The sequence below is a fragment of the Rhizobium sp. rho-13.1 genome (assembly GCF_007000305.1).
Taxonomy (GTDB): Bacteria; Pseudomonadota; Alphaproteobacteria; order Rhizobiales; family Rhizobiaceae; genus Rhizobium; species Rhizobium rhododendri.
The window spans coordinates 246,988-259,396 of the sequence record NZ_SCFL01000005.1; the positions used below are offsets into that span (position 1 = coordinate 246,988).

General features: G+C 60.7%; 14 protein-coding genes. 4 read left to right on the forward strand and 10 right to left on the reverse strand.

Annotation, left to right across the window (positions count from 1 at the left end):
* Positions 1-4: 4 nt before the first annotated feature.
* On the reverse strand, positions 5-1,258 hold the full coding sequence (locus tag EQW76_RS16090) for a GNAT family N-acetyltransferase (RefSeq protein ID WP_224128260.1): 1,254 nt from the start codon (positions 1,256-1,258) through the stop codon (positions 5-7).
* A 127-nt stretch (positions 1,259-1,385) separates the two neighbouring features.
* Entirely contained in the window at positions 1,386-1,595 is a 210-nt protein-coding gene (locus tag EQW76_RS16095; RefSeq protein ID WP_111220799.1) for a DUF2842 domain-containing protein, read from the reverse strand.
* Between the two features lie 124 nt (positions 1,596-1,719).
* On the opposite strand from EQW76_RS16095, the gene EQW76_RS16100 reads away from it, so the two are divergent.
* The 4 genes from EQW76_RS16100 (at position 1,720) to EQW76_RS16115 (ending at position 6,691) form a co-directional block, all read left to right on the forward strand.
* Positions 1,720-2,823, forward strand: a complete 1,104-nt coding sequence (locus EQW76_RS16100) for a COX15/CtaA family protein (protein ID WP_142829532.1) — start codon at positions 1,720-1,722, stop codon at positions 2,821-2,823.
* 120 nt (positions 2,824-2,943) lie between these two features.
* Positions 2,944-3,918: a glycosyltransferase family 2 protein gene (locus EQW76_RS16105; protein ID WP_142829530.1), complete on the forward strand. Its 975-nt coding sequence runs from the start codon at positions 2,944-2,946 to the stop codon at positions 3,916-3,918.
* Positions 3,911-5,500, forward strand: a complete 1,590-nt coding sequence (locus tag EQW76_RS16110) for a glycosyltransferase family 39 protein (RefSeq protein ID WP_161990953.1) — start codon at positions 3,911-3,913, stop codon at positions 5,498-5,500. Before EQW76_RS16105 ends, EQW76_RS16110 begins: the two co-directional genes overlap by 8 nt.
* Positions 5,501-5,737: 237 nt before the next feature.
* Positions 5,738-6,691, forward strand: a complete 954-nt coding sequence (locus EQW76_RS16115) for a murein L,D-transpeptidase catalytic domain family protein (protein ID WP_224128276.1) — start codon at positions 5,738-5,740, stop codon at positions 6,689-6,691.
* Positions 6,692-6,736: 45 nt separating this feature from the next.
* Here the strand turns inward: EQW76_RS16115 and EQW76_RS16120 are convergent, their stop codons facing one another.
* From EQW76_RS16120 to EQW76_RS16155, 8 genes are all read right to left on the reverse strand, one after another.
* Positions 6,737-7,528 carry a sulfite exporter TauE/SafE family protein gene (locus EQW76_RS16120; protein ID WP_142829526.1) on the reverse strand — a complete coding sequence of 264 codons (792 nt, stop codon included), beginning with the start codon at positions 7,526-7,528 and terminating at the stop codon, positions 6,737-6,739.
* A 22-nt stretch (positions 7,529-7,550) separates the two neighbouring features.
* On the reverse strand, positions 7,551-8,483 hold the full coding sequence (gene argC / locus EQW76_RS16125; protein ID WP_142829524.1) for an N-acetyl-gamma-glutamyl-phosphate reductase: 933 nt from the start codon (positions 8,481-8,483) through the stop codon (positions 7,551-7,553).
* 82 nt (positions 8,484-8,565) lie between these two features.
* Positions 8,566-9,519 carry an agmatinase gene (gene speB / locus EQW76_RS16130; protein WP_142829522.1) on the reverse strand — a complete coding sequence of 318 codons (954 nt, stop codon included), beginning with the start codon at positions 9,517-9,519 and terminating at the stop codon, positions 8,566-8,568.
* Positions 9,520-9,773: 254 nt separating this feature from the next.
* Entirely contained in the window at positions 9,774-10,070 is a 297-nt protein-coding gene (locus EQW76_RS16135) for an addiction module antidote protein (RefSeq protein ID WP_142829521.1), read from the reverse strand.
* Entirely contained in the window at positions 10,071-10,361 is a 291-nt protein-coding gene (locus tag EQW76_RS16140) for a type II toxin-antitoxin system RelE/ParE family toxin (RefSeq protein WP_142829519.1), read from the reverse strand.
* A gap of 124 nt (positions 10,362-10,485) precedes the next feature.
* A complete protein-coding gene (gene rpsI / locus EQW76_RS16145; protein WP_111220548.1) occupies positions 10,486-10,956 on the reverse strand; it encodes a 30S ribosomal protein S9 in 471 nt (156 codons plus the stop codon).
* A gap of 2 nt (positions 10,957-10,958) precedes the next feature.
* Positions 10,959-11,423 carry a 50S ribosomal protein L13 gene (rplM, locus tag EQW76_RS16150; protein WP_111220549.1) on the reverse strand — a complete coding sequence of 155 codons (465 nt, stop codon included), beginning with the start codon at positions 11,421-11,423 and terminating at the stop codon, positions 10,959-10,961.
* A gap of 593 nt (positions 11,424-12,016) precedes the next feature.
* Positions 12,017-12,343, reverse strand: coding sequence for a hypothetical protein (locus tag EQW76_RS16155; protein WP_142829518.1), 327 nt, complete (start codon positions 12,341-12,343; stop codon positions 12,017-12,019).
* Positions 12,344-12,409: the final 66 nt, after the last annotated feature.

A 12,409-nucleotide genomic window follows, 5' to 3' on the forward strand; every position in this document is an offset into this window, starting at 1 on the left:
TGCTTCAGGCTCCGTCCAGCGTTGCCGCCTGCTGGCGGCGAGCCCTCAGTTTCTGGATGGCACTGTACAGGCGTGGGTTACCCTTGATCAGCGCCTTTGCCCGCGTCAGACTTCTCTGCCCGAAGGCGGCGACCCTCCCGAGTGGCGAGACCGGCAGCAGGATATCGTGCTGCACCGTCTGCACCGGGCACCACGAGCGCTTGTAGAGCTGGTCGCCGATGCCGAAGTCGAACAGCGCAATGCCGGATTCCCGGCACTTCTCGATCATCACCCAGAACAGCAGTTCGCCGGGGCTGGCCTCCGGGACCACGCTCTCGTCGATTGAGGCAAACTGGCAGATGACGTGGTCTCCCTTGCGCGAAAGGGCTGCAATGGCCGGCAGATGACCGTCATGCCGTCCCTTCAGCCTGATGGCGTGCAATTCGAGCGCGATGCTGTCGCCCTCGATATTTTTCGTCGCGAGCAAGCGTAGCAGGAAGTCGCGGGCGTCGCTCCCCTGGAAGACATCCGGCAGCCCGGCCGCTCTGAACCGTTCTGCTTTTTGCTGCAGGAAAAGATCGAGCATCCGCCGCTTTTCCTCCGGCGTCGTCGCGACGACATGCTCGAAACCACCGATTTCATTCAGTAACTTTGTCTGGGACCGATGCTTCTTGCGACGCCTTTTCGCATTGACCTGGCTGAGCGTTTCCTCGAATGAGCCCAGCAGAGGCAGCTGGAAGGCGCGGTTCTGGTTTTCGACGGAGGGTAGCGAGGCGAGCGGGCTGACACGACCGCGCCACTCCAGCGGCAGGTTCGACAGCAACAGCAGATCGGCGTACCCGCGCAACGCGACAGCGATGGCCGCCTGAACATCTGCCGAAAGGGTTGTGACGTCGGCAAGAAATTTCGCGGAAAACAAGCCGGTATTGATGTTGCTGCGTGGAGCGCCGATGAAGCGCGCGGTTCTGACGCCATGGCTGCGGACGATTTCCAGCGGCAGAATGAAAGCCACTTCGGAGCCGATGCTTGCGCGCAGGATGGCAAGCGTCGGCCGATAAGTCTCGACCCAGGCCGTGCACCACCCGAAACTCTGGTGCAGGGAGCTCAGCCTGTCTCGCTCTAACCGACGCCATTCCGGTTCCAGAGGCACCATGTTGTCGCTGACGGTGATCGTCAACGAGCCGCTGCCGGCTTGCAACGGCGATGCTGGTCGAGGCTGCACCACGACGCCGGTTTCGCCATCGGCCAATGTTCCGGTTTCGCCTGTCGCCGTCCGCACTTTTGGCCTCCGCGCCTGTTTCTGCAGGCGCACGCTAGAGGCGAGGCCGTCTATTTTCGGTTTAAGCGCGTGTTTGGCCGGTGTCTTCCGGCGATCATGCTTATCCGGCGGTTAACGCGGCAGGCAGCTATCCCTGCTTCGGTCCAGACATCCATTTGATCAATCCCATTGCCGGCAGGATCCACAATAGGCCGGTGAGGAAAAAGTAGGTGAGGTGCACCCACCAGGGCGAGGCTCCGAGCGCATTGACTGCCACGGTCGTCGCCAGCAGAGCATAACCAAGCACCAGCACGATCAACAGGATGGTGCCAATGAATTTGCGCAGGCGGATGGGCATGATGGCACTCTCCTCGGCAGTCGATTGCGGGGACGGGGAGTTGCGACCCCATGCCGCAAAGGCGCAGCCCTTGTTTTGCACCGCGCGCTGGGGCAAATCAACAGGCAGATTGAAGGAGCCCACCATGGCTGTTGCACATTTTTCCACCGAACAGGCCGTTCGCGGCGAGGTCGCACGCCAGGACCGCAATCGCCGTGCCGTCCGCATCTGGCTCGGCTTCGTGCTGCTGTCGCTGTTCTGTCTGGTTCTGGTCGGCGGCGCGACGCGGCTGACCCAATCCGGGCTGTCGATCACCGAGTGGAAGCCGATCCACGGCGTCATCCCGCCGCTGAATGCCGCAGAGTGGCAGGATGAGTTCGATCGCTACAAGCAGATCCCGCAATTCAAGCTGCTGAACAGCGACATCACGGTCGATGATTTCAAGAGCATCTTCTGGTGGGAATGGGCGCACCGGTTGCTCGCGCGCGCAATGGGCGTCATCTTCGCCGTGCCGCTGATCTTCTTCTGGGCGACTGGCCGCATCGAGAAAAGCCTGCGGCTGCCCCTTGTCGGCATCTTTGCGCTTGGCGGCCTGCAGGGCGCCATCGGCTGGTGGATGGTGTCGTCGGGCCTTGAAGCCCGCACCGATGTCAGCCAGTACCGGCTTGCCACGCATCTTGTCACCGCCTGCCTGATCTTTGCCGCCTGTATGTGGGTGATGCGGGCGCTGACCCCGCATTCGGACGACGCGCCTCCGAGTAGCCATTCCGGCCGGATTGCCGGTCTCATTGCCCTGATGGCCTTGTTCCAGATCTACCTCGGTGCGCTGGTCGCAGGCTTGCATGCCGGCCTCAGCTACAACACCTGGCCGTTGATGGACGGCGCCGTCGTCCCCGGCGACCTGTTCGTGCAGAACCCGTGGTGGATCAATTTCTTCGAGAACCCGAAGCTTGTGCAATATGTCCATCGTCTCGGGGCCTACGCGCTGACTGCCGTGGTGCTGGTCAACATGATCGTCTGCCTGCGTGTTACACCCGGCAGCACCCATACCCGCCGCGCCGTGGTGCTGGCGTTTCTGGTGCTTTGCCAGGCAGGGCTCGGCATCGCCACGCTGCTGATGCAGGTGCCTCTGCATCTGGCTCTCGCGCACCAGGGCGGTGCCCTTGTCGTGTTCGGGTTTGCTGTGGCCAACTGGCGGGGTTTCTACGGCGAATATTCGCGCGACACCACGGTGGTCGTTGGCGCCTGACGCTGCCGGCGATCATGCCACGCGAAGTCATTGGCCGAATCGGCAAATAGTTGCATTCTGCGCAAAAGCGATGGGATGCAGATGAACTGGCAGCTACAAGACGAAAACAGCGGCGGCAAAATGCCTATGCTGTCTCTGGCGGTGCCTTTCTACAATGAGGAAGAGACTGTTGCGGCTTTCTTTGCCGCCGTTGTCCCGGGTCTGGAGGCCATTCCTGCGCTGCGCTTCGAGATCGTTTGTATCAACGATGGTAGCCGAGACGACACCCTGCGCCTGCTCTTGGCTGCTGCCCGACGCGACCGTCGCATTCGCGTCATCGATCTCACCCGAAATTTTGGCAAGGAGGCCGCCCTCTCGGCTGCCATCGACGAAAGCCGTGGCGATGTCGTCGTTCCCTTCGATGCCGACCTGCAGGATCCGCCCGAACTGATCGCAAGGCTGGTAGAGCGCTGGCGTGAAGGATATGACGTCGTGCTCGCCCGTCGCACGGATCGCCGCTCGGACGGCGCTGCCAAGCGGCTGACGGCATCCTGGTTCTATCGCCTCCACAACGCCGTCTCGGATGTGCAGATTCCGGAAAACGTCGGTGACTTCCGGCTGATGACGCGTGAGGTCGTCGAAGCCGTGAAGCAATTGCCGGAATCGCATCGCTTCATGAAGGGCCTGTTTGCTTGGGTCGGCTATGAGACGGCAATCGTCGATTACACCCGCGAGGCGCGCGTCGCCGGTCAGAGCAAATTCGCCGGCTGGCGCCTGTGGAATTTCGCCCTCGAGGGCATTACGAGCTTCAGCACGTTACCGATGCGTATCTGGACCTATCTCGGGGTCGCCGTCGCGCTGGTCGCCATCGGTCGCGCCGCCTTCCTCATTCTCCGAACCTTGATCGAGGGCGTCGACGTACCAGGCTATGCATCGCTGGCGACCGCAATCCTCCTCCTCGGCGGCATACAGTTGATCGGCATCGGGACGCTCGGGGAATATATCGGTCGCATCTATCTCGAGTCGAAGCGCCGGCCCATCTACCTCGTCAAGCGTCGGCATGAGGTCGTACCCTCGGAACTGCCACTTGCTACGGCGCACCAGGACCATGTCTGAGGGACGCGCGGATGCCGGCCGGGCGCGGGGCCGGATTGGGGTGTCGCCGATGGGATTGCTCGACAGGGATGCGCCCCTCGGCACCCGCATATTCTGGATTGCCTGCGTCGCGATAACCCTGCTCGGCCTTGCGTTGCGGCTGCCCAACCTGGCTACGCGGTCGCTGTGGCTGGATGAGGCCTATACTGCATGGTTTGCCGCCCAGCCGCTGCGTGCGCTGTGGACCGACGTGCCGCTCTACGAAACCCATCCGCCGATGTACTATACCCTACTCAAGGGCTGGACGACGCTGTTCGGCAACTCGGAGGCCGCCCTTCGCATGCCTTCGGTACTGGCAAGCGTCGCCACCATCCTGCTGGTTGCAGGAGCCGGTCGCGTCCTCAATGCCGGTCCACGTGGCGACCGGGTTGCACTTCTGGCAGCGCTGCTGCTGGCGATCAACGCGGGCAGCATCTATTATGCGCAGCAGGCGCGACCCTATGCGCTGGAAACGTTTGCAGCATCCATTGCCATTCTCTCGGCGCTGATCCTGCTTCAGCGGCTGCGGGCCGGGGCTGAACAGTTTTTTCTGATGAGCCCTCTCGTGCCACCGATGGCAGCTCTGGGGCTCTCCACGGCCGCAACGATGTGGCTTCACGACACCGGTATCCTGGTCGCCCTCGGGATATGGGTCGGGCTGATAACGTCGTTGCTTGTCTTCATTCCTGGTCGCCGGGCAGGGCAGGCTCTGGCTGTCGCCTTGCCGGGCATCCTGGCACTCCTGCTGTGGTCGCCCTTCCTGTCGATGTTCATCCGGCAAAATTCTGGCATGGCATCGCTTGCCTTCTGGATCACCTTCTCGCCCTGGGATCTCTTGACCGCCTGGTTCCTGATCGCAGGCGGCTATCTGCCCTTCATTCCCGCCGTGCTGCTGTTCTTCGCCGGTATGGCGTCGGTCTGGCGCAATCAGCGGCCACTGGCAGCGCTCATCTTGGTCGTGGTGCTCCTGCCCTGGGCGACAATGCTGGCGATCAGCTATTTCATAAAGCCTGTCTACATCGACCGCCTGTTCGAATGGATGGCGCCGACCGTGCTCGGATTGATCGCCATCGGCATGCTGGCCAGAAGCCGCTGGGCAATCCTGCGACTGGTCGCCGCCGTGCTGTTCATCGGCATGTGCCTGATGTCGACCAACGCAGTCTATCACCTGGAGACAGAGGACTGGCGAGGCCTCGTCGCATCCATCGCGGCGGATGCCGAGCCCGGCGATCTGGTCATAGCCTCCCCGAACGAACTCGATGCTCCTCTGCGGTATTACATTGCGCGCACGCAGCCATTCCCGGATCTGATGGTGCTGCCGGCGCCGTTTCCAGCGCGCGGCTTGCCACGCGTCTACGTCAGCAATCGCGGCGCGCCGAAAATCATGCCCGAGGATCGTCAAAAGGTTAGGGCAGCTCTGGAGACGCATCGACGCGTCTGGCTGATCGAGCGGGCAACCGATCTCTACGATCCGCAAGGCCTGATCCGCGCCGAGATCATGGCCAGCCGCCACAAGATCTCGTCGCGCATCAGCGACAGCATCTCGCTCGATTTGTTCGAATGAGCGATGCAGTCTGCTTCCTCTACAGGGATGCCCTTTAATGAAGCAAGATGCCCGCAGAAACCGTCGGCTCACGAAGGATTGACTCGCCTGTTTACGAAATATGCTCCGAATCGCTCTATCGACTGTGTTTGACGGCTTGCTGCATGCTAGGGCGAGCCCTGATTCTCTAGGAGTGCTTAGTACGTGCGGTTGCCTTCGACCTTTCGGACCATCGGCCAGACCATTGGCGTCTTCAGCATTGCGGCGCTCCTCGGCAGCGCCGCACCAGCCTCTGCCGTGCAGCAGTCGGGCTCCTTTCCATCCTGGCTCGATGCCCATGTCGGGCTCGGACCTGGCCAGATTGCGCGGCCTGTCCTGAAGCGCGCCCGTGCTCTCTACCAGCAGCGCGTCAGCGAAGGCAGGGTCCGGAACCCCTGCTATTTTGCGATGGATGCCACCAAGCCGAACGATCCCGGCAGCGAAACTTCGGGTGGCCGCTTCTACATCATCTGCGAGGCCAGCCAGTCGTTTCGCGCGATAGCAGCCGGCCACGGCAGCGGTACGAAGCTTCCAGGCGTCGTCGATTTCTCCAACGGCCGGGAATGTGCCCGCAATTTCGGCAACGCCATGGACTCCAACCTGACGACGGGTGGCTCCTATGTCACCAGCGAGGTGAAGACGTCCTTCAAAGGGTATTACAAGTCATCGGGCGTCAAGGACGCTGTCTTCATGCGATCCTTCCTCCAGTTCGACGGCGAGGGGGACACGGCGAATGCGCGCGCCCGCGTTATCGGCGGTCACGCAGCCGCGAAGGTGGCCGCCATGTGCATGATGAAGGCCCCGGCGAGTCCCTACGCCAACAAGGACGGCTATGTGCCGTTCGGCAATCTGGTCAACTACGCCGGCGGCCGCAGCAATGGCTGCACCAGCTGGTCGCCGACGGATGCCAACCAGGTCATCTCCATGGTCAAGGACAACCCGACGACGCTTTATATCTATCCGGAATCATCGGATATATCAGCCGTTGCCAAGGCTGCTGCGTCCCATGCATCGCTGTCGCAAGCGGGGCTGTACTGGAACGATCAATGCCTGCAGAAGATAGGCACCCCGAAATTCTGGTCAAAGACAACTCTCGAGCCAGTGATCGCCAAGTACAAGGCCGACAATCCCCCGAAGCCCGGGAAGCCGCTTCCCGTCTGTGCACCGCAATAAACGGTTACAAGAAACGTTGGACCTGAGGTCCGTGGGGCTTACAGTCTAGTGGAAGATGCCATCCAGCGCCGGCATGCCGAGCACGGCGGAGGTGCCGATCAGCGCATAGCAGATCCATCGGAAGGTGCTTTCGCGGGCGAGGCCGAAGAGCCTCGTTCCACCGTAAAGCCCGAGCACATAGCTCGGCAGGATCACAACCGTCAGCGCGAACACCTGCGCCACGAACAGGCCGCTGGTATAGTAGCTGACGACGCTGAGAATGGTCGAGATCGAGAAGTACAGGATGATGTTGGAACGGACGCGGGTAAAGTTGCTCTTGCCACCGAGCCAGAAGGCGACGACCGGCGGCCCGCCAAGCTGGGCCGCACCACTGAACAACCCGGCAATGAAACCGACCGCCGCCGTCAACGGCCGCGTCGGCTCGCCGTGGTAGCGCCAGCCGGATACCAGCAGCGTCAGCAGGCAGGCGGCGATGGCAGTGATCAGCCAGCGCAGCAGCAGCGGATCCATCAGCGCGAGTATGGCAGTGCCGAGCGGCACCCCGATGATAGCGCCTACCGCCATCGTCACGACCTCGCGCCGGTTCGCCAGATGAAACGCCGGACGCACCATTCCGAGCGTCGCCAGCCCATCGACGACCAGCAGCACCGGTGAGATCAACCTTGGGCCAATCAGTGCACCACCGAGCGGAATGAGGATCAACGCCGCGCCAAAGCCCGAAAATCCACGCGCAAGACCAGCAACAAGTGCGATGGCGACAAGCGCCACCAGACCATGTGCAGGCAGGGATGCGATAAACCAGGCGTCAACGGCCGCCCGCAGCGCATCCAAAGACATTGCTTGGCTTACTCCCGGGATTTCAGGCGGACAGCATCAGGTCCATGTTCTGCACGGCAGCACCTGAAGCGCCCTTGCCGAGATTGTCGAGCAGCGCCACCAGATTGACCTGGCTGCCACCCGGCGTCCCGAACACAAATAGCTTCATCGTATCCTTGCCGGCCAGTTCGACCGCATCGACGCGGGGCTGGGCGCGGCTGGCATCAAGCGACACCACCTCGACGATATCCTGTCCGGCGTAGTAATCCGTGAGCGCCGCGTGGATTGTTTCCAGCGTCGTTCCTTGCGCCAAGGCATCCAGATGCAACGGGACCTGGACGATCATGCCCTGCGGAAACTTGCCGACCGACGGCGAGAAGAGCGGTGCGCGGTCGAGCAGGCCATGGGTGGTCATTTCAGGCACATGCTTGTGATTGAGCGGCAGGCCATACAGGAAGTGCGGCGAGGAGATCGAGTCAGGCCGGCTCGGGTCTTCCATCTGGGCGATCATCTGCTTGCCACCGCCGGTATAGCCGGAGACCGCATTGACGGTAACGGGATAGCCATCAGGCAGCATGCTGGCAGCTCTCAGCGGCCTTATCAGCGCGATGGCACCGGTAGGGTAGCAGCCGGGATTGGCGACGAGACGCGCCGCCGCGATCTTGGCGTCCTGGCCCTTGGCCATCTCGGCAAAGCCGTAGGCCCAGTTCGGATCGATACGGTGAGCCGTCGAGGTGTCGATGATGCGGACATTGTTGTTGCCGGACACCATGGCCACCGCTTCGCGGGAGGCATCGTCCGGCAGGCAGAGAATAGCGATGTCGGCGCTGTTCAGCATATCTTCGCGAATTGCCGCATCGCGCCTCTGTGCTTCCGGGATCGACAGCAATTCGACATCGCGGCGATCGGCCATGCGCGTGCGGATCTGCAGGCCCGTGGTGCCGTGTTCGCCATCAATGAAGATTTTCGGTGCCATGATCGTCCTGCACTTTCAAAGGGTTCGCGTGATTTACGGAATCAATATGCCATCAACTTGATTCAGAATGATAACAACCGCCTCAGCGGTTTGTCGCCAGTCGCCCGGCATACAATCCGAGCATATACATTGCCACCGTGGCGCCCGCAATGGCGGTGATATCGGCGTGGTCGTAGGCTGGCGCCACCTCGACAACATCCGCGCCCCGGATATCGAGCGATGACAACCGCTGCAACACCGATAGTATTTTGGCGCTCGACGGGCCCCCGGCGACAGGCGTTCCGGTACCGGGTGCATAGGCAGGATCGAGGCAGTCGATGTCGAAGGTGAGATAGGCCGGCGCACCCGCGGTGCGGGCGAGGATCCGGGCGGCGATGTCGGATGCTGTCATGTCCTCTACTTCGTAGCCATGGATCATCTCTATGCCGCAATCCTCCGGCGCCTGGGTGCGGATGCCGATCTGGATCGAGCGGGAGGCATCGATCAACCCGTCGCGCACCGCACGCCCGACAAAGGAACCATGGTCGATGCGCCCGGCCTCGTCGGTCCAGGTGTCCTGATGGGCGTCGAATTGCACCATTGCCAGCGGCCCGTGCCGCGCGACATGGGCTTTCAGCAACGGCCAGGTGATGAAGTGATCGCCGCCGAGTGTCAGCAGGAAGGCACCGCTGTCGAGCAGCGTGTTGGCCTGGCGTTCGATCGCAGCAGGCGTGGCGGCGTGGTTGCCATAGTCGAGCAGGCAGTCGCCGTAGTCGATGACAGCCATTTCGGCAAAAAGGTCGCGGGCGAACGGATATTGTGGATCGTTGTCAAAGATCGCCGAAGCTCGCCGGATCGCCTGCGGCCCGAAGCGGGCGCCGGGGCGGTTCGAGGTTGCCGCATCGAACGGAATGCCCCAGACGACGGCATCAACGCCCGTCGGGTCCTTGCTGAAACGCCGGCGCATGAAGGAAAGGGCGCCGGCGAAGGTCGGGTCGCTGGCGGCCGAGGTGGGGGAGGTCGCGGTGAAAGCATGGTCGATGGATTTGCTGGCCAAGCCGGTGTCCTTCGCATTCAGTTCGTCTTCGAGCCACGCAGTTTCAGCCGCAGTTCTGCGAATAAATGATGGCCAGCCATAGTCTTCAAAGCCTGAGTTACTCAAAGGTGAATGTCACCGACAGCCTTACGCATTGCAACGGGTGGAGAGCAAAAAAGGCTGCCGGATCGTCTCCCCGACTATTTGCGCTGACTATGCCTGCGGGAGGGTCGGAAAAACGCCAGCTATCCTCTTTCACCCGTTACCCGCCGATCCTAAGCCGCATTCTGATCCGTCGAGATCGACACCTTCAATCCTAGCGCCTTGATCACGCCGAGAAAGGTCGACAAGCGCGGATCACCGGCTTCGCTCAGTGATTTATAGAGTGCTTCCCGGGTCACGCCCGCTTCTTTGGCGACAGACGTCATGCCGGCAGCACGGGCAACGTCGCCGAGGGCCTGGGTGATGAGCGCCGGATCACCGTCCTCGAAAGCGGCTTCGAGATAGAGCATGCGGTCGGCCGGTGTGGTCAAATGGTCCTGGATGTCAAAGCGGGTGGTTTCCAAGGGCATTCAAATCTCCTTAGCCAATTGCCGGGCGATTGCGATGTCCCTTGCCTGCGATGACTTGTCGCCGCCGCATAAAAGAATGACGATCGTCTCACCGGATCGGGTGAAATAGAGCCTGTAGCCGGGGCCATGAGGGATGCGCATTTCGCTGACACCTTCACCGACCGGCTTGATATCTCCAGGGTTACCGAGTTCGAGCCGCCGGATGCGAACGACGATGCGTTGGCGCGCCTGCGCGTCTCGGAGCGCATCTAGCCAATTCGCAAAAATAGAGGTCTGCCGAACTTCGATCACGCGTGAATTATAGTTCACAAAGCCGATTTGTCAAAGTCCCGGGAGAGGCTGGCGACTTGTTGCCGAAACACAAAAAAGGCGGCGCCGAAGCACCGCCTTTTCCAAAACCAAATCCAGCCAGCGATTAACGCTTGGAGAACTGGAACGAACGACGGGCCTTCGCCTTGCCGTACTTCTTACGTTCAACAACACGGCTGTCGCGTGTCAGGAAGCCGCCCTTCTTCAGAACGCCGCGCAGGCCGGGTTCGAAGTAGGTGAGGGCTTTGGAGATGCCGTGACGAACGGCACCGGCCTGGCCGGAGAGACCGCCGCCAGCAACCGTGGCGATGATGTCGAACTGGCCGTCGCGGGCAGCAGCGACGATCGGCTGGCGCAGGATCATCTGCAGAACCGGACGTGCGAAATATGTTGCGAATTCGCGGCCGTTGATGATGATCTTGCCGGAGCCTGGCTTGATCCAGACGCGGGCAACGGCGTTCTTGCGCTTGCCGGTGGCGTAGGAACGGCCGAGCGAGTCGACCTTGCGAACGTGAACCGGAGCAGAAGGCTGTTCCGAAACCGTGCCGAGATCCTTCAGGGAAGAGAGGTCAGCCATACTCAGGCGCTCCTTGTGTTCTTGCTGTTCAGCGCGGCGACGTCGAGAACGGTCGGCTGCTGCGCTTCATGGGGATGGTTGGAGCCGGTGTAGACGCGCAGGTTCTTCATCTGGCGACGGCCGAGTGGTCCGCGGGGAACCATGCGTTCGACAGCCTTTTCGAGGACGCGCTCAGGAAAGCGGCCTTCGATCAGCTGGCGAGCGGTACGCTCCTTGATGCCGCCGGCATAACCGGTGTGCCAGTAGTAAACCTTGTCTTCGTACTTCTTGCCGGTGAAGACGACCTTCTCGGCATTGATGACGATGACATTGTCGCCGTCGTCGACGTGCGGAGTGAAGGTAGCCTTATGCTTGCCACGCAGACGCATTGCGATAACAGAAGCGAGACGACCAACGACGAGCCCTTCGGCGTCGATGATGATCCACTTCTTCTCCACCTCTGCAGGCTTCTGGGAGAAGGTTGCCATGTTGTATACTCTCTTTTAGGACCCAGAACCCGAAGGTCAGGGCGTTTCTTGTTGCTTGAATTGGAAAGGCTTGGCCCGGCCAAAAAGAAAGCAGCCCGGAAAGGCTGCGTTTCTGCTGCGGCTTGTAGGGGAAACCCCATCTCAGGTCAAGATTGGCATTTCGAGAGACGGTTAAAAATAGTCAATGATATCAACGCTCTAGGAATGTGGTATATCAATACCACAAAATTCATGGCGTCTGATGTCTTCTATGACTAAAGCTCAGGGCGATCATTTCATCGAAAGTAAGCTGAAAAGCTTCAACGTCGCGACAATCAAGCCTCTACCGAAGAGGGTAAACTCGAGTATTATTGTCGCTCTGCGAGCAACAGAGAAGCATCTGTTCGTCCACTGTCACAATGTTGCAATGCACCAAAGGCGGTAGCGGAATATCTGCGGCAACTATAAGATGTTACTGATGGATACCAGAACAAAAGTAGACCGAAACAGGACAATTGATAGAACCTTGTCCCGCTCCAATTTGGCTCGCTCTTTATCACTCTCAGCTGCGCTCGCTGGCGGTTTTGGAGCTCAAGTTAGGCGGCGTACCAAAATCAACGGTCGGGTATGATCTCGTCGTCGTCCAGTTCGCTTGTCGAGTGACAGGTGTAGACCGGACAGTTTTTCGTGTCCTTCGTCGGCAGCGTGTCTTCGAAAGCATATTCGCCGAAATTGCAGGCCCCGCGGTCGCTGACGTAGCGGTCATAAAGCGTCAGGTTTTTCGTCCGTTCCGCAGGGTGACGGAAAATCACGGCGCGTTCGCGGCCGATCAGCGCCTGCGCTGCCGAGCAGCTGTATGACATGGAGTTGTAGCGATTGATCGCCAGTGCGGGCGTCGCCATAGATGCTGCCAAAACGCCGAGTAGGATGATTTTTTGCATGAGACTGTCCTCACAGGTTCGGTTCATGCCTATATACGCAGAAGCGGTACGCTAGTTTCCGCTGGA

Coding starts and splice junctions, on each gene's coding strand:
- rpsI (WP_111220548.1), bottom strand. CDS start 10,956: ATGGCTGACCTCTCTTCCCTGAAGGATCTCGGCACGGTTTCGGAACAG.
- EQW76_RS16100 (WP_142829532.1), top strand. CDS start 1,720: ATGGCTGTTGCACATTTTTCCACCGAACAGGCCGTTCGCGGCGAGGTC.
- EQW76_RS16155 (WP_142829518.1), bottom strand. CDS start 12,343: ATGCAAAAAATCATCCTACTCGGCGTTTTGGCAGCATCTATGGCGACG.
- EQW76_RS16110 (WP_161990953.1), top strand. CDS start 3,911: ATGTCTGAGGGACGCGCGGATGCCGGCCGGGCGCGGGGCCGGATTGGG.
- rplM (WP_111220549.1), bottom strand. CDS start 11,423: ATGGCAACCTTCTCCCAGAAGCCTGCAGAGGTGGAGAAGAAGTGGATC.
- argC (WP_142829524.1), bottom strand. CDS start 8,483: ATGGCACCGAAAATCTTCATTGATGGCGAACACGGCACCACGGGCCTG.
- EQW76_RS16135 (WP_142829521.1), bottom strand. CDS start 10,070: ATGCCCTTGGAAACCACCCGCTTTGACATCCAGGACCATTTGACCACA.
- EQW76_RS16120 (WP_142829526.1), bottom strand. CDS start 7,528: ATGTCTTTGGATGCGCTGCGGGCGGCCGTTGACGCCTGGTTTATCGCA.
- EQW76_RS16095 (WP_111220799.1), bottom strand. CDS start 1,595: ATGCCCATCCGCCTGCGCAAATTCATTGGCACCATCCTGTTGATCGTG.
- EQW76_RS16105 (WP_142829530.1), top strand. CDS start 2,944: ATGCCTATGCTGTCTCTGGCGGTGCCTTTCTACAATGAGGAAGAGACT.